The following is a 26531-nucleotide window of genomic DNA, read 5'->3' as shown; positions in this document are numbered from 1 at the left end:
AGACCTCGGACCACATTGCGGCGAAGTCAACCGACCTCGCGCGACACTCGAAGATGCACGGCCGGCTCAGGATTGGGGAGGCCCGGATTCAGCCTGGAGCCGATGGCCGGACGGATGTGCAATTGACATCGATTTCGCGGTGGAGCGGGGCGGTACCTCTTTTACCGCCCTTTGTGAGTTGACGTTGGTCAGACCGAGAGCATCCGCGGCCGATGGAAGATGTCGCCCATGTGGATGCTGAGGAACACGACGCCTTTTGCTGCCGAATCGACCTGGACGCGCGACGAGCGCGGCGCGGAGTTTTGGATGATCGCGATCCGGGCCAGCTTCGAGATTGATCCGCAGGGGCGCCAGGCGCCTGCCGCGGAGCAGACGCCCGTCCAGCGAGCGCCGGTCTTCGCAGGCGACCCGCTGGCATCCGGCCTGCTGAGCGACAGCGATTTTGCGCTCCACAAGGATGGCACCGATGTGCTCGTTGACAGCCACGCTCACGCGCCGCGAGGACGCCAGGTCACCGAGAGCCGCGTGCGCCTGCAGGTGCACACCACGATCGACAAGACGCTGAACGTCTTTGGCGAACGCCGCCTCTCCGACGGGCTGCTCGGGCTCTCGATCGCGAAGCCCGAGCCCTTCGTGCAGATGCCGCTGACCTGGGAGCGCGCCTACGGCGGCTGGGACCGCAAGGGGAAAACCGAGCAATGGGAACCCTCGAATCCCGCCGGCAAGGGCTTCGCCGGCGATTCCGCGCACCTCGACGGCACGCTCGCGCCCAACCTCGAATACCCCGGTGATCCGTATGGCGGACCGGGCAAGGGCCGGGCGGCATCCTTCGGCCCGGTGGCCGCGCATTGGCAGCCGCGATTGCAATACGCTGGAACCTACGATCAGACGTGGCAGGACACGCGCGACCCGTTGCCCCCGACGGACTTCGACAGGCGCTACTTTCGCAGCGCCCCGCACGACCAGCAGACGCAGACGCCGCTGGTCGGCCACGAACAGGTGCTGCTGCACGGCTTCACGCCGGACGTGTTCCTCGGCTTCCTGCTGCCGAAGCTCAGCTTCGAGACCGTCACCACCTTCACGCGCTACGGCGACGTACGGCAGCGGCCGGTCATCCAGACGCTGTGGTTGATGCCGGATCGGCGCCGCTTCGAAATCGTCTATGCCTCGGCGCTGGAGGTGCCGCCCGGGCGCGAAGAGAAGCTCATTGGCACGACGGTGTTCATGCGCAAGCGGGTCAACACGCCGGAGGCGATCCTGCGCACCGGCGTCTGGAGCCCGGAATGAGCGCCGGGCTGGCCGTCATCGGATGCGGGGCGAGAACCCCCGTCGGGTTCCATCGCCGATCGAGCACCGCCGCTGTGCGCGCGGGCATCAGCATGATGGCCGAGCATCCGTTCCTGATCGATCGCTTCGGCAAGCCGATCAAAGTGACGCGCGATGCCGGGCTGGACCCGCAGCTGCAAGGCTTCGAGCGCCTGCTGGCGTTGGCTATCCCGGCGGCGCGCGAGGCGCTGGAGCCGCTCGAACCCTTTGTGGGCGCAGTCAACGCGCCGAAGGTGTCGATTGTGCTGAGCACGGGCGAGCCGCGGCCGGGCCAGGGCACCGGCACGAGCGCATCGCTCGCCGACGCGCTGTGCGACGACCTTGCAGCCTTCGTCCACATCGGGAGGCAGATGCACTGGATGGGCGGCCACGCCGGCGGCATCGTCGCGCTGGAGACGGCCGCTCGCCTGCTGGCCGAAGGCGAGGCCGATATGGTGCTCGCGGGCGGTGTTGACAGCTACCTGTTTCGCGACACCCTCGAATGGCTGGACGACAACGAACAGCTGCATTCCGAAGACAACATCTACGGCTTCTGCCCCGGCGAGGCGGCGGGCTTCGTGCTCGTGACACGGGCGGACACCGCGCAGCGCTTCGGCCTGACACCGCTTCTGTCGCTGGTTTCGGCCGGATCCGGCATCGAGAAGAACCTGATCCGCACCGAAGACATCTGCCTGGGCGAGGGCTTGTCGAAGGCCTTCCTCGCGGCGGCCAAGCCGCTGGCGCAGGAGGAACGCATCGATCGCGTCGTCTGCGACATGAACGGCGAGCGGTACCGCGGCAACGAATACGGCTTTGCGGTGCTGAAGGCTTCGAAGCTGTTCAGGGATGCCGCGGCCTTCGAGGCCCCGGCCGATTGCTGGGGCGACGTGGGCGCGGCCTCGGGGCCGTTGTATGTGGGCCTGGTGGCGGCGGCGGAAGAGCGCGGCTATGCCAAGGGGCCGCTGAGCTTGGTCTGGGCGAGTTCGGAAGGAGGACGGCGCGCCGCGGCCGTCCTGCGGCGATGGGGAGGGGCGTGATGCCTACGGATATTTCAGTCGACGGGTTGGGCCTGACGTACAAGGGCAGCGTGGGCATCTCGAACGCCACGATTCCGGACGTGTGCAAGACGCCATCGCCCGGCGGGCCGATCCCTGTGCCGTATCCCAACATCGCGCGGCAATCGTCGCTGCAGAATGGAACGACCACCGTCAAGGCCCATGGGCAGATGATTGCGGTGAAGGGCTCGCAGTACGGCAGCTCCAACGGCGACGAGGCCGGCACGGGGGGCGGCGTGAAATCCGGCGTCAACATGAAGGCAACCGACTGGATCACATACTCGTTCGACGTGAAGATGGACGGCCAGAACGCCTGCCGCCACACCGACAAGAAGTTCCACAACAACAAGAACACTGTGGACCTGGCTGGCAACATGGATCCGAACAATCCGCCGGCCGGATTGACGCCCGAGCAGAAGGCGCTGTGGAAGCCGTGCATCGAGCAGCACGACAAGTACAAGGCGATCCAGAAGGCGGAGGCTGATCACCGCACGGCTGAGTTCAATGATCTTGAGACCAAGGTGAAGGAGCATGTCAGGCGGAACAATCCGCTCGATCCCAATCCTCCGCTGACCCAGGCCGGCTGGCGCACTTTTCGCCAGATCCAGAGCGAGAAGGTGGTGTTGTTGTGGCAGCTCTGCGACGAACGGGAGAAGTACATCGACATGGGATGCGACGATATTCCCTGGCCCGGCTCGAAGCACCCGACGACCGAGGCCCGGCGCAATGCGCACTATGGGGAACTGAACCGTATGCGAGACCGACTGAGGAAAACGGACAGACGATGACCACTACTCCCCCTACAGCAAACGACCTGAAGGCCGAAGTCGAGGCGGCCTGGGCCGTGATGGAGGCGCCACCGTCCCAGGACATGGCGTTGATGGACTGGGAATACGGCGAGGAGGCCAAGGCCGCCTTCGTCGGCGTGCGGCCGGCTGACGTCGACATCGACTCTGTGGGCTTCAAGGTGGCCACACCGCTGCTCGACCTGCCGGCGCACGCAGCGGCCGCATACCTGGGGCCTTATCTGGTGTCGCTGCTGGAAGGATTCCAGGTGGAGCAGGCGGTGGGCTTCCCGATCGACATCAAGACGCGCTCGCACACGATCTTCACGTTGGCGTCGTCGGGCTTCTGGGTCGATATCGCGGCACCGTATCTCGGGGATGCGTGTGTGGCGGCCGTCGGGCGGGTGGCGCAGTTTGTCGTCGATCACGGCGACGTGTTCGAGCCGGCGGAGGGTGATGCGCGGGGGTTGGAGCGGTTGGTTCGGTCGGTGGATCGGAGGTTGAATCCTTCGGGGAGCCGCTGACGACGATGATGCAAATGCGGCGCACGCCCCCAGAGCAGCGCGCCAGCACCATCGTCGCGTCGGCATCACGGTCGCATTTGCCAGCTGCTTCGGTCGATCGTGACGGGAGCCAGCGCTCCGGGGAACCCGAAGCGGAGCCATTGGCCGCGCAGCGTGGTGGCATCGATATCCAGTAGACCGAAGTTCTGGCACTGGGTCCCGGCCCAGATCGCGCGGCGGATGGCTGCGCCTGACGCCGTGAAGTCGTACAGCATGCGCCCCTTGTCCGTTGGAATGCGGTGGAAGTCATTGGCGTGGATGTCGCCCGACAAGCAAGCAATGCTGTACTTGTCGGCCAATGCACGCAGCCAGGCCAGGTCTTCGAAGTTGCCCCATTGGTCTCCCTTGTGGGCTTCGATCACCGAGCCGCTGGCCACGAGGTGCAGCGCGTCGGCGGGCGCTGCGGCCATCGCTGTCTCGATCTCGCCGCGCTGCGCGGAACCGAGCAGCGTGCGGTTCACGCGCCAGCTGCGGCCGTCCACCAGATGCAGGTGAACCGGTGCGCCGCTCGGCAAGCCCTTGGTCAGCTTCACTTCTCGGTAGCCGGGTGCTGGCTCGTTCGCATTCCACAGCCGGGCATCGCTGTCGTTGACAGGAAATGTCGCCCGCTCCTCGAGATGAGCGCAGTACGCATTGAAGAGCGCCCGCGAGGCCCGGATCAGGCCAGCGTAGGTCTTCTTCTGAATGGCCTTCTCCTCGTAGCATTCGTTCCAGAGAAAGTCATGGTCATCCCAGATCGCGTAGGTGGGAACCGCGGTGATCAGGGCCGCGAAATCGGGCTGCGCCAGTTGCCTGCGGTACTTGGCCGCGACGAACTGCAAGAACTCGAAATCTCCCATGACCTTCGGATGCGTGGGGTTCGTCAACTCGTCGATGTAGATCGAGTCGCCCGTGAGCACCAATGCATCCGGCTTGAGCGCCAGGATCTGCCGCCACACCGGCTGTTGCGGAAAGACGGTGGCGCTGAAGCAGGAGGTGAAGGCGATCTTCATCGTGACGGGCTTTCGGGTGGCGCCGGTCGCGTGGGCCAGCGTTGGCATGCTCTCAGGCGTTGGCTCTGGGCCGCATCATGAAGGTGCACGAGGCCTGTGTCGTGCGAGCGCCATTGGGATCGCTGTCCCCAGCGTTGACATCGGCATTCGTGGTGAAGCCGGCGGCCACGTAGGCTGTGTCAAAAAGCGAATAATGTTTGGGTTGATCGCACCTGCGACATCAACGCCCCAGGGTGAAGAGGAATCGGCAAATGGCGACATCGACAACAACGCAAGGCACCGAGGACCAAGGGGCCAGGGCCGCAATATCCAGGCTTTTCGACGAAACGCGGCGACGGTTGGTCGAAACGGGGACCAGAAATCGCCTGGTGCATGTCAATCGGGCGAACACCCGCGGAAACGTGTTGAACGTCGTCAATGAGCGCTCCGACGATGCCTATGCAGTCCTGTCGTCAGGCAAGGCGATGAAGTTTCACGCGACCGGGCGTGACAAGGGCGATGAGGAGATGGCCTTTGCGGACACAGGTCACGATGACCTTGGCGAGGAGCGTTTCACCGATGCCCAGCTGGATACCCGCCTGGGGCCTGACGCCCTACAGAGGAAGCTGTTGAAGATTGCGCGCGAGGCGCAGACAGCGGAGGAGGAGTCCGGCGTCAACATTCTCTATATCGCCATGGGCTTCCTGACTTGGTTCGAGGACGAAGGCTCGAACGTGCCGAGGGAGGCGCCTCTTGTTCTGCTGCCTGTCGAACTCGTCCGCAACGCTCGCACGTCGACCCATGACGTTCGCATGCGCGAGGAGGACGTCATGACGAACCTTCCTCTCAAGCAACGTCTGACGGACGATTTCGGAATCGGCTTGCCGGAGCTCGATGTCGGCGAAGAATGGAAGCCGAGCGACTATTTCGCGCAGGTCGCAGCAGTGATCGCCCAGCGTCAGGGATGGAAGATCGACCCGGACGGGATGCAGGTCGGCTTCTTCAGCTTCAACAAGCTCCTCATGTACCTGGATCTTGCTGTCGACGCCTGGCCAGACAATGCGTTGGTCGATCACAGGCTCACCCGGGGCTTGCTTTACGAGGGCTTCGAGAGCGAGGCGCCGCTCTTCCGGCCCGAGGATCGCCTCGACGAGGTGCTGCCCCCGGAGAGGCTGTTTCACGTCGTCGACGCCGATGCGTCGCAAGCCAAGGTGATCGAGGAGGTTCGCTCGGGGCGAAATCTGGTGGTGCAAGGCCCGCCCGGAACCGGGAAGAGCCAGACCATCACGAACATCATCGCCGCGGCAGCCAAGGAGGGGAAGCGCGTTCTCTTTCTTGCCGAAAAGATGGCTGCGCTCTCTGTGGTGCACGACCGCCTGTTGAAGGTCGGCCTGCGTGACATCTGCCTTGAACTGCACTCCCGCAGCGCCAACAAGAAGTCCGTGCTGGCGGAGCTCGCACGAACGATGACGCAGTCGAGCGCGGTCCCGAAGCTTCCCGGTGATCCCGTCGACTTGCGGAAGACGCGTGACCGCCTGAATGAACTGGCTGAAGCGCTTCATCGGCCGATTGGTACGACGGGCGCAACACCCTATGGCGTGCTGGGCCGCCAGTCGCGATTCGTGGGAGCCGGGCACCCACCGCCACGCCTCGATGGACAGGCGTTCGCATCCATGACTTGCGAGGAGGAGGCCGCCTTGCTCATCACGATCGGGCGGTACCACGAGAGCCTTGCCGTCGACGGACCCGCAGCTGAGCATCCGTTCGAGGGCACCCGCAATCTCGACTTGCAGCCCGTCGACCTCGCACGGCTGCCCGCGATGCTTCTCGAGGCGCAGCGTGCGGCATTGAACATGGCGTCGGCACTGAACACGCCTCTCGAGGCGTTGGCCGCGAAGGAAGCGATTGTTCTCGCCACGGTGGCTCCTCTTGCGGATCTGCTGGCGCGGTTGGAGGGGCTGCCCGCAGGCACATCCGGTGTAGCGCACGCCATGCTCACTTCGCCGGATCTGTCCCGGTTGCGGGAGGCGCTCCAGACTGGAGCGGCCTGGCGGACTTTGCGCGATGAATTGGAGCCTGTCTTCGTCGAGACGGCGTTCGTGCATGCGCTCGGCGGCCTGCGGAGCCCGCTCGTTGCGGGAACCCGTTCCTTCTTCGCCCGTTGGGGTGGCGCGTATCGGAGGGCATCGCGGGAACTCGCTGGCCTGCTGCGTGGACCGCTGCCGAAAACGGCAGCTGAGAGGGTCGCGCTTGTCGACAGGTCGAGTTCGGTGGCTGCTGCAAAGTCGACGTGGGAGGCGGATGGTGACCATGGCAGTCGCATCCTCGGCGAAGCGTGGCGCGGCGAGAAAACGGACTTCGCTGGGCTCTTTGCGGTCGCACAGTGGTGCGAGAGACTTCGTGAGACCCGGATTGCCTCGGCACCGGACGCGATGCTGGCGTTGGCGGGACGCGCTGACGCCATGGCCGCCATGCGCCAGGCGATGCTCCAGGCGGAGCCGGGTTGCAGATCGGCGCTCCAGGCGGTGGTCGAGTTGCTTGACCTGGACCCGACCGTGCTGGGCGGCCGCGACGTGGAGAGTGCCGATCTTGGTGTCGTCGCGCAGCGCTTCAGCCAGATGGCCGAAGCAGCAAGCCGATACGGGTCGTGGGTGCAGATGGCGCACCTTCGAAAGTCATTCGAGACAGCCGGGATGGCAGCGCTCGCCGACAGGATGAGCTCAGGCGATCTGGACGGTGCCTCCGCCGCCGTGGAGCTGCAGTTTGCGCGGGCGGAGCGTCTCTGGAAGCTCGCGCTCGCAGACTCGCCGGCCCTCCGAGACATCGCCAGGGCAAGACGCCACGATCTTGTGGAGACCTTTTCAACGCTCGAACGCCAGCGCCTCGGCGAGAACGTGACGAGCATCCTCGCCGGGCATCTTGCCCAGGTGCCGCAAGGCGCGCAGGGCGAGATGAAAGTCATTCGCGGAGAAATTGGCAAAAAGCGCGGCCACATGGCCATCCGTCGCCTGTTCGAGCGAGCGGGCACTGCCGTGCAGCGGATCAAGCCGGTGCTCTTGATGAGTCCCATCTCGGTAGCGCAGTTCCTCCCGCCCGGCGCGCTCTCGTTCGACCTGCTCGTCATCGACGAGGCCTCGCAGGTTCGCCCGGAGGATGCCCTCGGCGCCATCGCCCGCGCGAGCCAGATCGTTGTCGTCGGCGACAAGAAGCAGCTGCCTCCGTCTTCCTTCTTCGACCGCGTGCTCGCGGACCAGGAAGACGAGCACGAGGGCGACGACGAGGATCTCGGGCCTGACCTGCTCGAGGGCGCGGCCAAGCTCGCGACGATGGAAAGCATCCTGACCTTGTGTGAAGCGCGTGGCCTCGGCTCGCGCATGCTGCGCTGGCACTACCGCTCACGCGATCCCTCGTTGATCGAGGTCTCGAATCGCGAGTTCTACGACAACGGGCTCGTCCTGCCTCCGTCGCCATTGCAGGAGGATGACGCTTACGGCCTTTGCTTCACGCGCATGGCGGGTGTGTACGACAAGGGCGGAAAGCGCGACAACCGCAAGGAGGGCGAAGCGATCGTGGCTCGGGTGGCCGAGCACGCCAGCGCGCACCCGACGCTGTCCCTGGGCATCGTCACCTTTTCATTCACCCAACGGAACCTGATCACTGAACTGCTCGAACTGGCGCGGCGCGGTGATTCGACGCTCGACGCGTTCCTGCGGGAAGGTCAGTACGAAGACGTGTTCGTCAAGAACATCGAGAACGTGCAAGGTGATGAGCGCGACGTGATTCTGGTCAGCGTGGGATACGGTCCGACAACGGCAGGCGGCCGGCTTTCGAGCATGTCGTTCGGTCCGGTGAACGGAGAAGGCGGTGAGCGCCGCCTGAACGTGCTCTTCACCCGGGCGCGTATCCGATGCGAGATCTTCGCGTCGTTCGATCCGGGCGATATCGATGTAGGCCGGACGGCCCGAGAAGGCCCTCGCATCCTCAAACGCTTTCTGGAGTTTGCGAAGAATGGCCGCGTCGATGTCAGCGCCCCGACCGGCCTGTACACGGACACGCCGTTCGAGGAGGACGTGGCGGATGTGATCCGGAGCTGCGGTTTCCTTGCCGACCCGCAGGTGGGCTCGGTGGGTTTTCGGATCGACATCGGCGTACGACACGCCGACAAGCCATCGACCTACCTGCTCGCCGTGGAGTGTGACGGGGCGACGTATCACGGCGCCTTGTGGGCACGCGAGCGAGACAGGCTGCGCCAGGATCTGCTCGAGCATCTTGGCTGGCGCTTCCATCGGATCTGGAGCACGGACTGGTTCTATCACCGGCAAGCGGAGATCGAGCGGCTGCGCGCCGCTCTCGCGGCGGCGCGAGATGCGGCCGCGGGAGAGACCCGCATTGAGGGCGTCAACAGGAGCCGGCCGAAGCCAGTGGAGGATCTGGAGAGGGGGTCGGAGCCCATCGAGATTCCCGAAGTCGTCGAGCGCCAGATGCCGCCTTACCAACGCGCCGTGTTCCCGGTGGATGGTCGCCAGGAGCCCCATGAGGTCCGGCCATCGACGCTCGCCGACTTGGCGCAGCGGATCGTGACGGCCGAAGGTCCGCTCCATATCGAGGAAGTCGCACGGCGCATTGCGAGCAGCTATGGCAAAGAGCGGGCGGGTGCACGCATCCTCGAGGCGACACGTGTGGCGTTGGAAAGCGCACGGGCGAGACATGCCGAACTGCGCTCCGACGGCATCTTCTGGTTCACGAGTGCCCAGGCGGAAGCGCCACCTGTTCGTGATCGGGCCGCAGAAAGCGGCGCAACCGTGAAGGCCGACTGCATCTCTCCCCTTGAGATCGATGCGGCCTTGCAGATTGCGCGTGATGACAACGGCGGAGGTGACGCCGCCGACCTGGTTCGAACTGCCGCGAGACTCATGGGATTCCGCCGTGTGGGTTCGGATCTGCAGGCCAGGATCATCAGTCGACTCGAGCGATCTTCGGGAATCACGGACCCATCGTGACGTTCTCCGACCGCGAGAGAGTGGTGATCAGCGCGATCAGCCCCAGCCCCATCGCCATCATCAGAAATGTGGCTGGCTCGGGAACCGGCAGCGTCGAGGCAGTCGCAAACACTTCGAACTGACCGAACAGCGTCTGTGCGGAGTGGTTGTGGATCGTCAGCGACAGGTGGCCGAACGAGTCGGCGCTGTACGTGAAGTCGCTCTCGTGGCCGATGCGATCCTGGGTGGGCAGAGAGGCGAGGTCGCGTGGGTCGCCTGTGAAGATGCTGCCCTCCACGACCAAGCTGGTGAACAAGTTGTCCGGATCCCGCCAGGTCAGCGTGCCTCGGTTCGCGTATTCGTACCCCTGGTTGGGGACCCACGAGAACGTCGCCTGCGGTGCCATCGGTAGGGCAGAGGCCAGCGTCGCCAAGCCCGTGAGGGTGACGGACGCAAAGGGATCGAGCGTGAACGCGCGACGCCAGTCGATGAAGGAATTGGCGAAGTCGTTCAGCGCGCCGCGCTGCCAGCTGGCGTGCAGCTGGTTCTCGCCCATGTGGTTGGCGGCCGACAGCTGGAAGCCGTTGATCGGCGGCAGCACGTCGTCGTAGTGCCCGAAGGGTTCGCCGGCCGAGGCTGCCGGGTCGAGTTCGGTGGAGACGTGCCGCACATAGCGGTACGAAGAGTCGTCGGGCACGCCGCGGGAGACGGACTCCTCGATCCAGAAAGTGTTGTCGGTGATCCAGCGTCCGCCGCTGCCCGCCATGTCGATCGGGTCGATGGAGAAATCGGTCGAGCCCTGGTCGGCCCGGGCGGCGCCCGGCCCCGCCAGGCCACCCAGCCCGAGCCCCAGCGCAAAGAACACATGGAGCGCAAGATTCCTCAGATTCATGTCGACCTCCGAAGATGTTGAAGGGAGAAGAAGACGCCCCGCTCAAGCGAACGCCGGCATTCGCTCAAGCAGCTTGTCCAGCGTGATCGGGTAGTCGCGCACGCGCACACCGGTGGCGTTGTAGACCGCATTTGCGATCGCCGCGCCGACACCGCACAGGCCCAGTTCGCCCACGCCCTTGGCCTTCATCGGTGACGAGATCGGATCGGTCTCGTCGAGGAAGATCACGTCCTGGTGCGGAATGTCGGCGTGCACCGGCACCTCGTAGCCGGCCAGGTCGTGGTTGACGAAGAAGCCGCGGCGCTTGTCCACCGCGAGCTCCTCCATCAGCGCCGCGCCGACGCCCATCGTCATCGCGCCGATGACCTGGCTGCGCGCCGAGATCGGGTTCAGGATGCGCCCGGCCGCGCACACCGCCAGCATCCGCCGCACCCGGGGTTCGCCCGTCGCCGCGTCGACGGCGACCTCGACGAAGTGCGCCGCGAATGTCGACTGCTGGTACTTCTTGTCCAGGTCGCCGTACTCGATGGCGTCTTCGGCCGCCAGGCCCTGTGGCCCCGCCGCCTCGCCCAGCGGCACGCTGCGGCCCGCTGCGCGCACGGTCCCGTCGGCGAACACCGCATCGGCAATCGGCACGCCGATCTTCTTCGCCACCGCCTCGCGCAGCTTCACGCACGCCGCATAGACACCGGCGGTCGAGTTGTTGCCGCCCCACTGGCCTCCGGATCCTGCCGACACCGGATGCAGCGAATCCCCCAGGCGCACCTGCACGCTGCCGAGCGGCACGCCCATCATCTCCGCCGCCGTCTGCGCAATGATGGTGTACGAGCCGGTGCCGATGTCGGTCATGTCGGTCTCCACCGTCACGATGCCGCGGTTGTCGATGCGCACGCGGGCACCGGATTTCGTCAGCAGGTTGTTGCGGAAGCCGGTGGCCATGCCCATGCCGATCAGCCAGCGGCCCTCGCGCCGTTGTGCGGGCTGCGCGCTGCGCCGTTCCCAGCCGAAGCGCTCGGCACCCAGGCGCAGGCACTGCACCAATTGCCGCTGCGAATACGGACGGCCGGGCTTCTCGGGGTCCACCTGCGTGTCGTTGACGACGCGGAAGGCGACAGGGTCCATACCGAGCTTCTCGGCCATCTCGTCGATCGCGATCTCCAAGGCCATCAGACCCGGTGCCTCGCCCGGTGCGCGCATCGCATTGCCTTCCGGCAGATCGAGCACCGCCAGGCGCGTGGTGGTCAGGCGGTTGGCGCCGGCATACAGCAAGCGAGTCTGGTTGACGGCCGTCTCCGCCTGGCCGCCGGGGAGGTCGCCCGACCAGCCCTCGTGCGCGATCGCGATGATCCTGCCGTCGGGCATCGCGCCGATGCGGATGCGCTGGATGGTGGCGGGCCGGTGCGTCGTGTTGTTCATCACCAGCGGCCGCTGCAGCGCCACCTTCACCGGCCGGCGCACCGCGCGCGCGCCCAGTGCGGCCAGCACCGCGTCGGCCCGCACGAAAAGCTTGCCGCCGAAGCCGCCACCGATGAAGGGCGAGACCAGGCGCACGTTGTCCTTCGGGACGCCGAGCGTCTTCGCGAGATCGCCGACGCTCCAGGCAATCATCTGGTTCGCGGTCCACACGGTGAGCTTGTCGCCGCGCCACATGGCGGTGGACGCATGCGGTTCCATCATCGCGTGCGACTGGTCGGGCGTGGTGTAGGTGGCGTCGAGCTGCGCCGGCGCGGCGGCGTAGGCGCCGGCGAAGTCGCCGACCTTCGACTCCGGCGGCCCGCCGAATGGCGTCGGCTTCGGCATGGGCGCACCGGCCTTCTCCGCCGACAGGTCGTACTTGCCCGGCCCCTGCGTGTAGGTGATGCGCACCAGCTGCGCGGCGGCCCGCGCCTGCTCGAAGGTGGTCGCCACCACCAGCGCGACCGCCTGGTGGTAGTGGTCGATGGCCGGCCCGCCCAGCAGCTTGGCGGTGTTGAACGACCCCTTGCCGAGCTTGCCGGCGTTGCGCGCGGTGACGATCGCCAGCACGCCGGGCGCCGCGTGCGCGGCGCGCAGGTCCATGGCCGCGATCCGCCCCTTGGCGATGCCGGCGCCGACGACGTAGCCGTACACCGCGTCCGGTGCCGCATCGTGGCGCTCATAGGCATAGGGGGCGGTGCCGGTCGTCTTCAACGGGCCGTCGATGCGTGGCGTGGGCCGTCCGACGACCTTGAGCTGGTCGATCGGGTTGGTGGTGGCAGGGGTGTCGAACTTCATGAGGTGCTCCTTGCCTGGGCCAGCACCGCGGCGAGCGTGCGCTCTGCCAACGGAACCTTGAACGCGTTGTCGTGCGTCGGTCGGGCGTCTGCCAGCAGCCGTGCGGTGGCGGCCTTCGCGCCCTGGGGCAGGGCCGCATCAGCCGCGGCGTCGCGCCATGGCTTGTGGGCGACACCGCCGAGCGCGACGCGCCCGGAGCCATCGCGCTGGATCACCGCGGCCACCGAGACCAGCGCGAAGGCGTAGGACGCCCGGTCGCGCACCTTGCGGTACAGGTGCGTGCCGCCGAGGGGTGGCGGCAGCGTCACCGCGGTGATCAGCTCGTTGCGCTCCAGCGTGGTGTCGATGTGCGGCGTGTTGCCCGGCGGGCGATGGAAGTCGGCGATGGGGATCACCCGCGTGCGCCCGTCGGGCCGCACGGTCTCGATGCCGGCGTCCAGCACCCGCATCGCCACCGCCATGTCGCTCGGGTGCGTGGCGATGCAGGCTTCGCTGCCGCCCACCACCGCAAGCGGCCGGCTGAAGCCGCCGATCGCGCTGCAACCGCTGCCCGGCTGGCGCTTGTTGCAGGGCTGGTCGGTGTCGTAGAAGTATGGGCAGCGGGTGCGCTGCAGCAGGTTGCCGGCGGTGGTGGCGCGGTTGCGCAGCTGGCCCGATGCGCCTGACAGCAGCGCGCGCGACAGCACGCCGTAGTCGCGGCGCACGCGTTCGTCGGCGGCCAGCGCGGTGTTGCGCACCAGCGCGCCGACGCGCAGGCCGCCGTCGGTCGTCGGCTCGATCTTGTTGAGGCCGAGACCGTTCACGTCGACGAGGTGCACCGGTGCCTCGATCTGCAGTTTCATCAGGTCGAGCAGGTTGGTGCCGCCGGCGATGAACTTCGCGCCGGGGTGGCGTTCGATGGCCGCCGCCGCCTCGGCCGGTGCGGTGGGGCGTTCGTAGGTGAACGGACTCATGTGCGCACCCCCGCGACTTCGGAGATCGCCTCGACGATGTTGGAATAGGCGCCGCATCGGCAAATGTTGCCGCTCATCCGTTCGCGCAGTTCCTCGGCCGACAGCAGCGGCCGCTCGGACAGGCTGGCACTCACGTGGCTCGGCACGCCGCGGCGCAGCTCGTCGAGCGCGCCCACCGCCGAGCAGATCTGCCCGGGCGTGCAGTAGCCGCATTGGTAGCCGTCGTGCTGGATGAAAGCGGCCTGCAGCGGGTGCAGCTGCGTGGGCGTGCCCAGCCCCTCGATCGTGGTCAGCTTGGCGCCCTGGTGCATCACCGCGAGCGTCAGACAGGAGTTGATGCGCTCGCCGTCGAGCAGCACGGTGCAGGCGCCGCACTGGCCGTGGTCGCAGCCCTTCTTGGTGCCGGTCAGGTGCAGGTGCTCGCGCAGCGTGTCGAGCAGGCTGGTGCGGTTGTCCAGCGTCAGCGTGTGCGGCGTGCCGTTGACTTCGAGCGTGACGCTCGAGCTTGGCACGGAGGCGCTCGAGTTCGCCTGGGGCGCGGGCACGTCGGCGGCTGGCGCCGCGTGGACCGGCGCGCTCACCGTGGCCGCCGACGCGGCGCCGACGATCAGCACGTCGCGGCGTGAAATTGCCAATTCATCGGAACTGCCCATCTCGTGGCCTCCTGCTGCGCTGGGGTAATTCAGCATTGCGGGCAAGCGGGATGCCCGGTGGTGTGGAGTCGCCAACGGGTCCGCTTTCAATTCCGTCATCAGCATTGAGGATGGATTCGCTGAACTTGCGTGCATCGGCGCAATTGATCAGCTATCCTGCGGCCCCGTGGGAAAGCCACGCGCATCGCACGCCACGAAGAACTGTGCGTCGATGCCCGAGGGTTCGCGGTAGGTCAAAACGAGGGGGGTCCTGAGTGGAAAAGTTTCAGCCGGCCAAGGCAGGCAGCTGCATGTCTGCGGCCATTGAATCCGATCATCGATCACACATCCCTGGAGCACGAAGCTCCGTCATCGCGCGGCGTGCATGCGTGTCGATGGCCATGGCCATCTCTGTGCTGACGCTTGGTTTGCTGCCGCGTCTCGCCACCGCCCAGCCGTCGGTCGCGCAGAGCGGCGCGGCCACCTTCACCTATGCCGTGCAGGTGCCTCCCGGCATTCGTGGCATGGCGCCCAATCTCTCGCTGGACTACTCGAGCCTCTCTCGTGCCAATGGGATCGCCGGTGTCGGCTGGTCATTGCGCGGCGTGATGGCCGTGGGCCGCTGCGGTGCCACCCGGGCTACCGACGGCGCCTATGCCGGCGTCATCTTCAACTCCACCGACAAGCTGTGCCTGGACGGCGAGCGACTGATCCAACTGGCCGCCGATGGCGCGACGCCGATCATCGGCACGATCAAGGACGACGCCCTGGGCAGCGCTGCCGGTGCGTTCAAGGAGTTCCGCACCGAGAAAGATGCCTACGCCCGCATCCGCTCCTACGGCTTTGCCGATGGCGCCAATGCGGTGTCCGGCCCGGCCTTCTTCCGCATCTGGACCAAGGATGGCAAGGTCATCGACATCGGCAGCGATGCGGCGCGGCCGGACTCCGCCAGCGCGGACGCGACGATACGCGCCTACTACCCCGACAGCCGCATTCGCTATGCGCGCATGTGGGTCGTCTCCCGCATCGCCGACGTGTTCGGCAACAAGATCGATTTCAAGTACCGCCAGCGCGACGTGTCGGCGGGATCGAACGGGGCCTCTTCGATGGGGCATGAGTGGAGCCTCGCGGAAGTCCAGTACGCCGGCAACAAGGTGCTGTTCGACTACACGGACCGTGCCCAGACCGGCCTGCCGGTGCAGGACATCTCGGAGTCGTATCACCGCATCGAGAAGTCGATCAGCGCCTGGCGCCTCGGCAAGATCCGCATCTACGCGAACGCGGGCAACACCGATTCGGCCGGCGTGCTGCCCGGCGCATTGCTGGTGCGCGAAGTGAGGATGGTCTATGAAGCCAGCCCGCGCACCCAGCGTTCCAGGCTGCGCACCATCCAGGCCTGTCACGGTCCCAATGCGCTGTGCACGCCGCCGACCACCTTCGACTACTCGGCCGGCGGTTCCGACTTCTACAGCCCCAAGACCAACTTCAGCCTGGCGACGACGCCGCTCTACACGCCGCCGGCGATCGGCGCGAGTTTCGGCACCCGGGGCGTGCTCGCGGCGGATTTCAACGGCGATGGCCGCACCGACATCCTGAGCTGGTCCAACTCGCCGAACGCGAACACCTTGTGGTTGAGCGACGGCAACGGGCACTTCACGCAATCCGCCAACTTCAACATCCTCAACCGTCGACTTTTCGACTGGCGGGCCATTTGCTACGGCGTCGTCCTCCGCGACTTCAACGGCGATGGCCTGCCCGACATCTTTGCGTTCGCGAACCCGGGCGTGCATGCATCCAACGGCACGTACTGCGACAACACCGACGCCAACCTGCTGTACGTCAATCGCGGCGACGGCTCGTTCGAGCCGAGGCCCATCACCGGCGTGACGCTGGAGCGCATCGAGGCGAACGATGTCGAGTGGAACTTCGGCACGATCTGGGCGCAGGGCAAGGACTTCTTTTTCATCGATCTCGACGGAGACGGCAAGCTCGACGTCGTGACCACGCTCCGGCCGGAGCGCCCGGTGGGCCACGAGAAGGATCCGCTGCCGGTGAACGCCTGCGACGATGTGACCGTGTGCACCCGGGTCTATCGAGGCGATGGTCGGGGTGGCTTCACGGAGGTTCCGACACCGCTGCTTCATCGGACGCTGTTCACCAGCCTGACGCCGCTGGGCAACTACACGCTGGACTACGACGGCGACGGATACCCGGACATCAACACCAACGCCTTCTCGGATGGTGCGGGGAACATCCGGTGGTCGGTACTGCCGCCCGATGTGCGAAACATCATCGTCACCCGCCTGTTTCCGGTCGACTACCAGCCCATCGACTACGACGGCGACGGACAGGTCGATTTCCTGAGCGACCTGGGGATGCTGGTTCACGACAACTTTGATCCGATGACCTTCTCGCACGTGACGATCGCGTCGGGATTCCTGCCCCAGGTCCCGACCGGCAAGGCGGGCGCGGTGAAGTTCGGCAACCGCGTCGTCGCGGATTTCAACGGCGATGGCAAGCAGGACGTGCTGACCTATACGTCCGGCAAGGCCAACACGCTCTCGCTGAGCAATGGCGATGGCAGCTTCACGCCGTCCGGCAGCTTCAACCTCAACGGCCTGGCCTTCTTCAACGTCGACCTGAACCTGGTGCCGCTCACCAGCCTGATCCTCGGCGACTTCAACGGCGACGGCTATCCGCAGATCCTGCTGCTGGGCGCCTCCTCCAACACGCTCTACGAACGAGCGGATGCCAGCCCGCCGGACCTGCTGACGCGCGTGGTTGCCGAGACCGGCCTCATCACGTCCTTCAACTACTTCTCTCCCGGCTCACCCGGTGCGCCCGGCGACGTGCTGGGCCGGCGATACACCGGCGACACCGGAACGCCCTACGCCGCGACCGGAGCGACCATGGACGTGGTGCTGACCTCTTACCTCGTGGCCACGATGAATGCCGACAACGGCGTGGGCGGCAGCACCAAGACCGAGTACGGCTACACCGGCATGAAGATCAGCACGGATGGCCGCGATTCGCTCGGCTTCCGCGTCGTGAAAAAGCAGAGCGTGTCTCCGGTGGGAACACCGATCACCAGCGAGACCCGGTTCCTCCAGAGCTTCCCCTACGTCGGGCAGGCCGGCATGAACTCCACCTACCGTGCTCCGCTCAATGCGGTGTCCGATGCCACGTTGTTGACCCGGGTGCAGAACATCTACTGCGACCAGATGGCGGCCACGGGCGCCGATGCGAGCGCGATGGCCAGCGGCGTGCCATGCCCGTCGTCCGCCGTCATCAAGCGGCCCTATCTGCTGGACGCGACATCCACGGCGCTGGACCTCGAAGGCCTGGCCCTGCCAAGCACCGTCAACCACACCACGGTCAACGCGAGCGGCGACCCGCTGCAGTCGACGGCGGTGACCTCGTTGAACGGCAACCCGGACGACACGTTCCAGAAGGTGACGAGCAACTTCTATTGGCCCGACGACACCCGTTGCACGGACGCGCTCAACTGCAAGTGGATCCTGGGTCGGCTGCAGCAGACGAGCACGCGCAGCTCGGCTCCCGGCGTGCTGCTCGCCACCAGCGCCGGCAACGCCACCAACGCCACCGCCACACGAGGCTCGGGTCCCACGCAGGTGGGCGTGCTGACCGGCATCGACTTCGGCTCGTTGATGGTCGGCCAGACCTCGACCAAGGTGGCCACGCTGGCCAATGACGGTGCCGCCGCCTTGAGCCTGACGCCGCCGACGGCGTCGAGCGTGACGGGAGCGGATTTCCGCTTCATCTCGACCACGTGCACCAGCAGCCTGCCGGTGGGAGGCAGCTGCACGGTGAGCGTGAGCTTCCTGCCCACGGCCGGCGCGGCGCGCACCGGCCAGCTCAGCATCGCAGCCGGCGGCGGCACCCTGAACGCCGCCCTGGCGGGCAGCGGCACGATGCCCTCGGTGTCCATCCTGCCTGGCTGGACCAACTGGGGCATCGTGGGTGCAGGTTCCGATTCGGGTGACGTGTCGACGATCCGGAACGACAGCCCCGTGGCCGTGCTGCTCACCGGCCATGCCCCGGCGTCGAATCCGACCGGCACGATGCGATCGGCCAGCAGCACCGACGCGGGCGCGTGCAATTTCGGCACCACCGTGCTGGCACCGGGCGGGACCTGCCGCACGTTCTTCGGCACGGATGCGGGAGCCGTTGCGGGCACCTACACCGCCGTCGACCAGGTCAGCTTCGTGATCCAGGGGCTCAGCGCGCCCACCTTCTCGGTGCAGCAGCCCTACGCCTTCATGATGGCCTCGCCCGCCGCACCCGCGACGGTGGATTTCAGCAGAGTCGACTCTGCCGGCGCGATCACCCTGTTCCTGACACTGATCAACGGCGCCGACGCGCCGTTCGAGAACATCGCGCTGGCGATCAGCGGCGCGGACGCCGCCCGGTTCTCGGTGGCGTCCAACGGCTGCGGCGTCAGCACACCGGCCCACAGCAGCTGCATGATCGGCGTGACCTTCACACCCGGCAGCGTCCGCAACGGCTTCGCGGCGACGCTGAGCGTGGCGGGCGCCTACAGCCGCTTCACGTCGGGCGGCAAGGCGAGTCTGTATCCGCATCCGATCTCGGTGCCGATCAGCCTGACCGGCGTGGGCTACGGCTCAGTGGCCACGCTGCTCAGTGCGCCCAGCTATACCTTCCCGGCGACCTGGTTTGGTGGCGCCGCGCAGACCTTCACCGTCACCTACCGCAATGACGGCACGGCGCCGATGACACTCGCCAGCCCGTCGCTGCTCGCACCGTTGGCCGTGACGGGCAACGGCTGCACCGCGGTGGCACCAGGTGCTGCCTGCAACATGGTGGTGGCGCTGTCCACGCAGACGCCGGGGATCGGGGGAAGCCAGTCGATGGTGCCCGGCGGTGCCACAACGGCGCCGGCCGCGACGACGCTCGGATGGACCGTCTACTACGCGGAGCCGCGCTGGAGCACCACGCTGCTGGACTTCGGGCCGGTCATCGCCGGCACGTCTGCATCGCAGACGATCAGCTTGTTCAACCTCGGCAACGTGGCCTACGACTGGGCCACCAATTCCGGCATCGCCAACCTGCCGCAAGGGTTCTCGTTCAACACCAGCGCCTGCGGCAGCGTGGCACCGAGCGGTGGCAGCTGCCCCGTCACGGTGACGTTCTCTCCGCCTCAGGTGGCGCCGTACGGCGGCCCCAACATCACGATGGTCGCGAGGTCCATTGCGTCCAATGTGCTGGCGGTGCAGGGCGTGGGCGTCACCGCGCCGAGCATCCAGACCGACCAGGCGGGTCCGTACACCGCCGTGGCGGTGTCACCGGCGACGGCGGCGACCACGGTGACCTACTTCAACAGCGGCCAGATGCCGACGGTATTGAACCTGTCCGTGCCGAACGCGAGCCGGATATTCAGCATGTCCACCACGACGCTGAACTGCCCGAGCAACGGGTCGTGCGGCAGCGTCACGCTGAGTTCCGGCACGGTGGGCATCACCACGGGCACGCTGGTCGCGACGCCCGCGGCGGGCGGCACCGGGACCAGCGTCGGCTTCCTGCTCAGCGTCACGGCACCGGCTCCGTTGCTGTCGGTCAACCCGGCGTCGTTGGCCTTCGGCGTGGTGGCGAAGGAGGGAACGCGCAATCTGACCCTGACCCTGTCGAACACGGGCAATGTCGCGGCGACCGGCCTGCAGTACGCCATTGCGACCTCTGGCGGTTCATTCGACAGCGGCAGCTACGGCGCGGGCACTGGCATCACCTGTCCGGCTGCAGGCGGAAGCCTCGCCGCGGGAGCCAGTTGCACCTACGCGGTCCGTTTCCTGGCGGGATGCACCGGCGGCAGCCGGTCGGGAACGCTCACGATCTCGACGGCCGGAACGACACCCCTTGTCGTCAGCCTGACGGGGTCGACCAATGGCACGGGGATCTGCAGATGAACCACAAGAAACTCGACATCGTGGGCCGCGGGAGGCTCCTCGCGCTGGTCGAAGTGCTGGCCTGCCTGATCGGGGCGCATGCCGCGCCTGCGCAGGCGCAACTGGCCGCTGCAGATCCAGCGAACTACAGTCGCACCAAGAGCTTCGTATTCAATGCGGACGGCACGCTGCAGAGCGAAACCTCGGAGCCCGCGAATCCGCTGCAATGCGGCGTCATCTCGTATGAATACGATGGCGCCGGCAACGTGCGGCGCACCACCACCGCGAGCTGTGCGGGCGCGACGGGGCGCATGGTGGCGCTGCCTCGCTCTTCGTACAGCAGCTACGCGGCGCAGCCCAGCCAGGGCGTCACCGTCAACGGATCGCTGACCCCCAATGCCACGGTGGCCATTCCGGCCGGCCTGTTCGTCGATTCGACGACCAATGCGCTGGGAAAATCGGCATTCGCCAATTACGACCCCCGGTTCGGCGTGCTCAGCAAGGGCACCGACATCAACCAGCTGAGCAGCAGCGCGGTGGTGGACGACCTGGGTCGGACCGTCCAGGAAACGCACGTCGACGGCACGCGCACGCTGAGCTGGCATTGCATCGTCGGCCCCGGGCTCGACACCAGCACCAACACGGTCCTCGCCGGGGCCGGCTGCCCCACGCCGGCCAGCGGCGAGGCACCGCCCTTTGCCGTGCGCTTCGTCCACGTGGAGCCGCGCTCGACGACCAACGCGAAGATGGGCCCGTTAGTGCGGACCTACTACGACGCGCTCAATCGCCAGATCCGCACCGCCACCGAGTCCTTCAACGGTCCCGGGCAGCCGGCGGCACGCGCTGGGGCACTGGTGGTGGCCGACGTGGTCTACGACGCCTACGGCTCCAAGGTGATGGAGACGAAGCCCTACTTCCTGGCCTCGGGCGCGTCCACCACCGATGGCAGCAACGCTGTCGGGGTGACGCGCTACACCTACGACGAGCTGGGCCGCATGGTGGCGTCGCACGGGGCCGACCCGGCCGGCAGCGTCGCGAAGGACTTCGGCGGCTCGGGCACGGGCTACGGTGCCTATGGCAACCGCCAGGCCGCCGTGACCACCTATGCGCGCCACGGCAACACCGTCGTCGTCACCAACGATGCCGGCCAGGCCCGCACCGAAGAGCGCACGGCACGCGGCGATCTGTCGCGGGTGACGGATGCGCTCGGCGCCCAGATCGCGTTCCTGTCCGATGCGTTCGGCAACGTGATCCAGGTGCGCGATGCGCTGCAGAACCGGATCACGACCTCTTACGACACGCTGGGTCGGAAGATCCAGACGCAGGACCCGGACCACGGTGTTCTCACGTATTGCTACGACGCACTGGGCCAGCTGAAGGCGCTGCAGAACTCCGCGATGCGCGGCAGCCATGTGCCGACGACGTGCCCGGATGTCGAGAACAGCGGCGTCCTGGCGACCGGCGTGTCGGGCTGGACCACCTACGCCTACGACCTGCTCGGACGCATGACGCACCGGGTGGAGCCGGAGTTCCAGAACCGCTGGGTCTACGACGACTGCAGCAAGGGCGTCGGCAAGCTGTGCCAAGTGACGAGGCCCGGCGACCTGGACAAGAAGATCTACTACGACGAGTTGGGGCGCGAGATCAGCAACCGGCTGGACATTGCCAACGGCCCGAGCTTCCTGTCGTCAGTGGGCTTCGAGCCGACGACGGGGCGGCTGGCGAGCAAGACCTATCCCACCGGTCTGCAGGTCGGCTATGACTACACGAGCTCGGGTCACCTGCGGGCGATGCTGCTGAAGACGGCGGCCACGGTCTCGCCGCTGCCCGATGCCAACGGCCAGGTGGCGGCCGGCAAGACGCTGCCCGCAGGCTCGGTGCTGTGGCAAGCGAACGTGATCGATGCACTGGGCGACATCGAGCAGGATCAGGTGGGCAACAACGTCGCCGACCGCACGACCTATGACCCGGCCACCGGGCGGGTGCGAACGGCCAAGGCGGGCATCGGTGCCGCCACCGACATCCTGGACCATCAATACAACTGGAGCAGCGTCAACAACCTGCTCAGCCGCATCGATCGCAACGGCGACGGTGCCTCTGCGGTGAGCGAGGTCTTCGGCTTCGATGGCTTGAACCGGCTCACGCAGTACAGCGTCTCGTCGAGCAGCATTGCCGGCTTCCAGCGCAGTGTCACGCTGCAATACAACGCGCTCGGGATGCTGCTGTTCAAGACCGACGTGGGCAACTATGCCTACGGTTCCAGCGGACCGGGGGCCGATCGCCCGCACCTGCTGCGCAGCCTGACGGGCAACGGCACCACCACCTACGACGCCGACCTGAACGGCAACGTCACGGCGGCCAGCGGCGGCAAGTACAACGGACTCAGCTACACGAGTTTCAACAACGTGCTGACGGGCAGCGGCAACGGCGCCCAGTATGCGTGGCAGTACGACGAGAACCATGCGCGGGTGAAGGAGGTGCGCACGGCGAAGGGCAACACCCGCACGCTGTGGTACCTGCACCCGGACAACGTGGGTGGCCTCGGGTTCGAGATGGAGGTGAACACCAATCCGGCCCTGCAGAGCAGTCGCCACTTCCTGAGCGTCGCCGGCAAGGCGATCGGCGTGCTCGCCTCGGACGCGCCGCTGCCGGTGCCGGCGGGCGGCCAGACGGCGCCGGTGGCGCTGGACACGATCGCCCTCAACAAGGTGGAGTACTGGCACAAGGATCACCTGGGCAGTCTCTCGGCCACCACCGATCACAACGGCACGCCCACGCAGCGCTATTCATACGACCCGTTCGGCAAGCGCCGCTTCATCGGCGGCGACTACGACGAGCAGGGCGCCATCGAGGTGGACTGGGCGCCGAACCGCAACTACGGCACCGCGCGCGGCTTCACCGGCCACGAAGGTCTGGACGACATCGGGCTGATCAACATGAACGGCCGGCTGTACGACCCGACGTCGGGGTTGTTCGTCCAGGCGGACCCGGAGGTCACGAACCCGATCAACCTGCAGAACTACAACCGCTACGCCTATGTGCTGAACAACCCGCTGAACGCCACCGACCCGAGCGGCTTCGGCGATGCGGCGCAATACGGCGACAACGGTTCGTGCGACTCGACGTGCCAGCACAACGAGACCAATGCCATCTACAACTGGGCGATGGCAACGGGCGAGTTCGGCGGAAGCGGTTTCTTCTCGTCATCGTCGGCGCAGCTGAGTTCCAGCAGCAGCAATGGCGACGGATCGGTGTCCGCCGGGCCGATGCTGGTGGCGCTCAGTGACGCACCTGGCGACCCGCAGGGCACCACGCAGCAGGGGGGCTCGGGGCAGCAGAGCCATGCACCGCAGCCTTCGGAGGCGGGAACGGCCTCGAAGGTGCAGATACAGAGCGTTGTGCGGAGGGCGAATCAGCTGCCGAGCAAGAAGGACTACACCCGTGAAGAGGTGAAAGCGCTGGGCAGCGAGATCAAGACCTTGATGCGGGCCGGCGGGCTGACGAACCAGGAGCGCAACAACCTCATCGGTGCGCAGCTCAGTCTGATGCAGGCGGCAGGGCAGAAGCCCGGCTTCATGCAGCCGCGCGAGGTCATGGAGATCGGGCCTTACGAGGGGCTGATGGGCATGGCGATCGCCTCCGAGGCCTTTGGCGGCAGCAAGGCCGACATCAAGCCTGCGGTATCTCCTGCGCAGTTGCCGAAGACGACGAGTGCACTGCACCCTGTGCCGGCCGCTACCGGCAACAAGCCGGTGCGCGTGCTGAAGGACGGGGAGGGGGCTACCCCGGAAGCCATCGCCAACAGCGTTGGCGGCCCGACGGCAGGGTCGAGATCGGGACAGCAGGAGCTGCGGCAAGAGCTGATCCAGGAAGCGACCGTGACGAACGGTGGGGTGTTCAAGTGCTGGCGCTGCGGTCAGACGTCCACCAATCCGGCGGATATGCACGTTGGCCACCGCAACGTGCCTGCATCGAAGGGCGGCAACCAAAACAAGGACAATATCTGCCTCGAAGGCGCAGCTTGCAACCTCAGTGCGGGCAACCGCGGTGCCCCTTCCCAGGGGATGTCATGCGCGGAGCGCGGTAGTTGCGGAGCCCCATATGGTCGATAGGCCCCTGAAGACAATCAACGTTCACGTCGGCAGCAGCAACACGGGGGAACCTGTTTTCGAAGAGATGCTGGTCACCGATCTCGGCGACTCGGTGATGCGTGTCGAGCGTTCGCCGGGCCTAGTGCTGGGCATTGCCCGCGGGGACGAGATCAGGTATCGGATGGAGTCGGGCCAGTTCGAGGTTCTGCGGCGCGCAGGAAATGTCGCGATCCAGGTGTATTACATGCAAAAGCAGTTGAGCGAACAGCAGATCTCCGCGTTTGCGGAATCCCTGGGCGAAGCGATGGGTGCCACCTGGGACGGATTCACGCCGAAGCAGGCTGTCTTTTCCATCGACTTGAAGCGCAACGGGTTTCCTGCCATCGAGAATGCCTTCAACCGCTTCATCGAAGGTCATCCGCGCGTGGAATGGCACTACAGCAATGTGTTTGCCGACGATGGGACGACACCGCTGAACTGGTGGTGAAGGCGTGGTGGGCGGATCGACACGCAGCGCTCACATCAACGGCCCGGTAGACGTCCACGCTGTCCGAAAAAATCGCTGAGCGCGCTGGCGAGCTCGTCCGGCGCTTCTTCCGCCATGTGGTGTCCGCAGTCGATGGGCGCGCCCCGAAGGTCTGTCGCCCACTTTGCCCAGATCGCGCGCGGATCGCCGTGGAGATCGGCCAGGTCATCGCGACTCGACCAGAGGCACAGCATCGGGCATCGCACCAGGTTGCCAGCCTCTCGATCGGCAATCTCGTGCAGACGATCGATGCCAGGCCCTGCGCGGTAGTCCTCGAGCATGGCCCGCACGGTCGCCGGGTCCCGCGTGGCGGACAGGTAGTCGGCCCATGCCTCGTCGGAGCCCATTTGCGCGCGCTTCCTGTCATCGCTGCCATACCAGGCATCGGGGTCCGCCAGGATCGCCCGCTCCGGCTTGTCGGGCTGCAGAAAGAAGAACCAATGCCACCATGCGGCGGCGAAACGGGCATCGCAGCGGTCCAGGTGTTCGACGACTGGCAGAGCGTCGAGGATCGCGAGGCGCTGGACCCGGGCCGGAAAGTCGAGTGCGATGCGCAAGGCCACCAGCCCGCCACGGTCGTGACCGACGACGCCGTAGTGGTGATGCCCCAGCCGGTCCATCAACGCGGCACAGTCGGCGGCCATCGCGCGCTTGCTCGCCTGCGCGTGGTCCGGCAGCGGCTCGAGCTTCGTCGATTGCCCGTACCCACGCAGATCGGGGCACACGACCGTGAATCGGTCGCCGAGCAGCTTCGCCACCCGGTGCCAGGTCGCATGGGTGCGAGGGTGGCCGTGCAGCAGCAACAGCGCCGGGCCATGCCCGCCGTGTCGAACGCGCAAGGTGACGTCTCCGACGTCGATGAATTCCAGGTTGAAGTCTTCGAACATGCGCTGCTCCGAAGTTCGATCTGAAGGCGTGGCCCAGGCGGATGCTCGCCTTAGGGCCGGCTCAAGCGGTACGCAGCGAAGTGCTGCCATTCGCCAGCCGCCTTCTCGGCGTCGATGGTGAGCGTCCATTCCTGGGAGGACGGCAAGAAGACGAACGTGTCGCGGAACGCACCGCCGGGATAGGGAATCCGGACCTCGATCTGATTCGAGGTGACGCTGCCCTCGCCATGTGGCACCGAGTACTCCGGCCCGAATGAATCGAGCCAGTGCGCGAAGATCTTGCCCGTCTTGTCGGCGCCGATGAATACACGGGCTTCATACCGAGGCGGCACCTGCACGTCCACCATGTGCAGCTCGACGAACTTGCCGGCCAGCACGCGTGTCGATTCGAGCTTGTACTGCACCTGCTTGCCGCGCACGTCGCCGACCATGCGCCAAGAGCCTTCAAGGCGGGTGAGCAACTGCTGAGCACCGGTGGCGGCGTCGATCGGATCGGCGGCGTGCGCGGTGAAGGCAGAGAAGACAAGACAGAGCGCTGCGACAGGTGTGAAGGAACGGAGTCGGGTCATCGCTGTGAGGGTGATGGGGATGGACGGCTGCGAGCGTAGCGCAGCATCGGCCCAGGGAGTGTCTGAATTTTTGTGTTCAAGGCGCTCGGAGACTTCTCCATCGAAGTGGAGAAGTCGGTGGTGATGTTACGCGGCAGGCTTGGTGAATC

Annotated in this window: 15 protein-coding genes; 8 read left to right on the top strand and 7 right to left on the bottom strand. The window is 66.4% G+C overall.

The window, feature by feature from the left end:
- Positions 1-228 precede the first annotated feature (228 nt).
- The 4 genes from BUE42_RS16655 to BUE42_RS16640 are packed head-to-tail and all read left to right on the top strand — an operon-like array spanning position 229 to position 3669.
- Complete coding sequence (locus BUE42_RS16655) at positions 229-1287, top strand: DUF2169 family type VI secretion system accessory protein (RefSeq protein ID WP_073466417.1); 1059 nt, start codon at positions 229-231, stop codon at positions 1285-1287.
- Entirely contained in the window at positions 1284-2342 is a 1059-nt protein-coding gene (locus BUE42_RS16650) for a beta-ketoacyl synthase N-terminal-like domain-containing protein (RefSeq protein ID WP_073466231.1), read from the top strand. Before BUE42_RS16655 ends, BUE42_RS16650 begins: the two co-directional genes overlap by 4 nt.
- Positions 2342-3148 carry a DUF4150 domain-containing protein gene (locus BUE42_RS31640; protein ID WP_083614203.1) on the top strand — a complete coding sequence of 269 codons (807 nt, stop codon included), beginning with the start codon at positions 2342-2344 and terminating at the stop codon, positions 3146-3148. Before BUE42_RS16650 ends, BUE42_RS31640 begins: the two co-directional genes overlap by 1 nt.
- Positions 3145-3669: a hypothetical protein gene (locus BUE42_RS16640; RefSeq protein ID WP_073466230.1), complete on the top strand. Its 525-nt coding sequence runs from the start codon at positions 3145-3147 to the stop codon at positions 3667-3669. The genes BUE42_RS31640 and BUE42_RS16640 overlap by 4 nt, the downstream gene beginning before the upstream one ends.
- A gap of 65 nt (positions 3670-3734) precedes the next feature.
- Here BUE42_RS16640 and BUE42_RS16635 read toward each other — a convergent pair whose 3' ends face one another.
- A complete protein-coding gene (locus BUE42_RS16635; RefSeq protein WP_159445434.1) occupies positions 3735-4700 on the bottom strand; it encodes an alkaline phosphatase D family protein in 966 nt (321 codons plus the stop codon).
- A gap of 251 nt (positions 4701-4951) precedes the next feature.
- Here BUE42_RS16635 and BUE42_RS16630 point away from each other — a divergent pair, with 251 nt between their 5' ends.
- Positions 4952-9679 carry a DUF3320 domain-containing protein gene (locus tag BUE42_RS16630; RefSeq protein ID WP_073466228.1) on the top strand — a complete coding sequence of 1576 codons (4728 nt, stop codon included), beginning with the start codon at positions 4952-4954 and terminating at the stop codon, positions 9677-9679.
- On the opposite strand, the gene BUE42_RS16625 is transcribed toward BUE42_RS16630, so the two are convergent.
- Genes BUE42_RS16625 through paoA form a run of 4 tightly spaced genes read right to left on the bottom strand, consistent with a single transcriptional unit; the run spans position 9663 to position 14409 of the window.
- Complete coding sequence (locus BUE42_RS16625) at positions 9663-10550, bottom strand: PEP-CTERM sorting domain-containing protein (protein WP_143171545.1); 888 nt, start codon at positions 10548-10550, stop codon at positions 9663-9665. The genes BUE42_RS16630 and BUE42_RS16625 overlap by 17 nt on opposite strands.
- A 42-nt stretch (positions 10551-10592) precedes the next feature.
- On the bottom strand, positions 10593-12803 hold the full coding sequence (gene paoC, locus BUE42_RS16620) for an aldehyde oxidoreductase molybdenum-binding subunit PaoC (RefSeq protein WP_073466226.1): 2211 nt from the start codon (positions 12801-12803) through the stop codon (positions 10593-10595).
- On the bottom strand, positions 12800-13756 hold the full coding sequence (locus BUE42_RS16615) for an FAD binding domain-containing protein (protein WP_073466225.1): 957 nt from the start codon (positions 13754-13756) through the stop codon (positions 12800-12802). Before BUE42_RS16615 ends, paoC begins: the two co-directional genes overlap by 4 nt.
- On the bottom strand, positions 13753-14409 hold the full coding sequence (gene paoA / locus BUE42_RS16610; RefSeq protein ID WP_073466224.1) for an aldehyde dehydrogenase iron-sulfur subunit PaoA: 657 nt from the start codon (positions 14407-14409) through the stop codon (positions 13753-13755). Before paoA ends, BUE42_RS16615 begins: the two co-directional genes overlap by 4 nt.
- Before the next feature lie 380 nt (positions 14410-14789).
- Between paoA and BUE42_RS16605 the strand changes: the two genes are divergently transcribed.
- From BUE42_RS16605 to BUE42_RS16595, 3 genes are read left to right on the top strand one after another with little or no spacing between them, the layout of a single operon-like run.
- A complete protein-coding gene (locus tag BUE42_RS16605; protein WP_159445433.1) occupies positions 14790-20330 on the top strand; it encodes a choice-of-anchor D domain-containing protein in 5541 nt (1846 codons plus the stop codon).
- The gene (locus tag BUE42_RS16600; RefSeq protein WP_073466222.1) at positions 20327-24421 is read left to right on the top strand and encodes an RHS repeat domain-containing protein; all 4095 of its coding nucleotides are present in this window, start codon (positions 20327-20329) and stop codon (positions 24419-24421) included. Before BUE42_RS16605 ends, BUE42_RS16600 begins: the two co-directional genes overlap by 4 nt.
- A complete protein-coding gene (locus BUE42_RS16595; RefSeq protein WP_073466221.1) occupies positions 24411-24887 on the top strand; it encodes a DUF4265 domain-containing protein in 477 nt (158 codons plus the stop codon). Before BUE42_RS16600 ends, BUE42_RS16595 begins: the two co-directional genes overlap by 11 nt.
- Before the next feature lie 35 nt (positions 24888-24922).
- Here BUE42_RS16595 and BUE42_RS16590 read toward each other — a convergent pair whose 3' ends face one another.
- Both BUE42_RS16590 and BUE42_RS16585 read right to left on the bottom strand, forming a co-directional pair.
- A complete protein-coding gene (locus tag BUE42_RS16590; protein ID WP_073466220.1) occupies positions 24923-25813 on the bottom strand; it encodes an alpha/beta fold hydrolase in 891 nt (296 codons plus the stop codon).
- Between the two features lie 50 nt (positions 25814-25863).
- Positions 25864-26382 (bottom strand): hypothetical protein, encoded by a 519-nt coding sequence (locus BUE42_RS16585; RefSeq protein WP_143171543.1) that lies wholly within the window; start codon positions 26380-26382, stop codon positions 25864-25866.
- Between the last annotated feature and the right edge of the window lie 149 nt (positions 26383-26531).

Source organism: Rhizobacter sp. OV335 (assembly GCF_900142965.1).
Classification (GTDB): domain Bacteria; phylum Pseudomonadota; class Gammaproteobacteria; order Burkholderiales; family Burkholderiaceae_C; genus Rhizobacter.
The sequence above is the reverse complement of the archived record's forward strand: the minus strand, read 5'-3'. Positions and strand labels throughout refer to the sequence as shown.

Coding starts and splice junctions, on each gene's coding strand:
- BUE42_RS16655 (WP_073466417.1), top strand. CDS start 229: ATGTGGATGCTGAGGAACACGACGCCTTTTGCTGCCGAATCGACCTGG.
- BUE42_RS16650 (WP_073466231.1), top strand. CDS start 1,284: ATGAGCGCCGGGCTGGCCGTCATCGGATGCGGGGCGAGAACCCCCGTC.
- BUE42_RS31640 (WP_083614203.1), top strand. CDS start 2,342: ATGCCTACGGATATTTCAGTCGACGGGTTGGGCCTGACGTACAAGGGC.
- BUE42_RS16640 (WP_073466230.1), top strand. CDS start 3,145: ATGACCACTACTCCCCCTACAGCAAACGACCTGAAGGCCGAAGTCGAG.
- BUE42_RS16635 (WP_159445434.1), bottom strand. CDS start 4,700: ATGAAGATCGCCTTCACCTCCTGCTTCAGCGCCACCGTCTTTCCGCAA.
- BUE42_RS16630 (WP_073466228.1), top strand. CDS start 4,952: ATGGCGACATCGACAACAACGCAAGGCACCGAGGACCAAGGGGCCAGG.
- BUE42_RS16625 (WP_143171545.1), bottom strand. CDS start 10,550: ATGAATCTGAGGAATCTTGCGCTCCATGTGTTCTTTGCGCTGGGGCTC.
- paoC (WP_073466226.1), bottom strand. CDS start 12,803: ATGAAGTTCGACACCCCTGCCACCACCAACCCGATCGACCAGCTCAAG.
- BUE42_RS16615 (WP_073466225.1), bottom strand. CDS start 13,756: ATGAGTCCGTTCACCTACGAACGCCCCACCGCACCGGCCGAGGCGGCG.
- paoA (WP_073466224.1), bottom strand. CDS start 14,409: ATGGGCAGTTCCGATGAATTGGCAATTTCACGCCGCGACGTGCTGATC.
- BUE42_RS16605 (WP_159445433.1), top strand. CDS start 14,790: ATGGCCATCTCTGTGCTGACGCTTGGTTTGCTGCCGCGTCTCGCCACC.
- BUE42_RS16600 (WP_073466222.1), top strand. CDS start 20,327: ATGAACCACAAGAAACTCGACATCGTGGGCCGCGGGAGGCTCCTCGCG.
- BUE42_RS16595 (WP_073466221.1), top strand. CDS start 24,411: ATGGTCGATAGGCCCCTGAAGACAATCAACGTTCACGTCGGCAGCAGC.
- BUE42_RS16590 (WP_073466220.1), bottom strand. CDS start 25,813: ATGTTCGAAGACTTCAACCTGGAATTCATCGACGTCGGAGACGTCACC.
- BUE42_RS16585 (WP_143171543.1), bottom strand. CDS start 26,382: ATGACCCGACTCCGTTCCTTCACACCTGTCGCAGCGCTCTGTCTTGTC.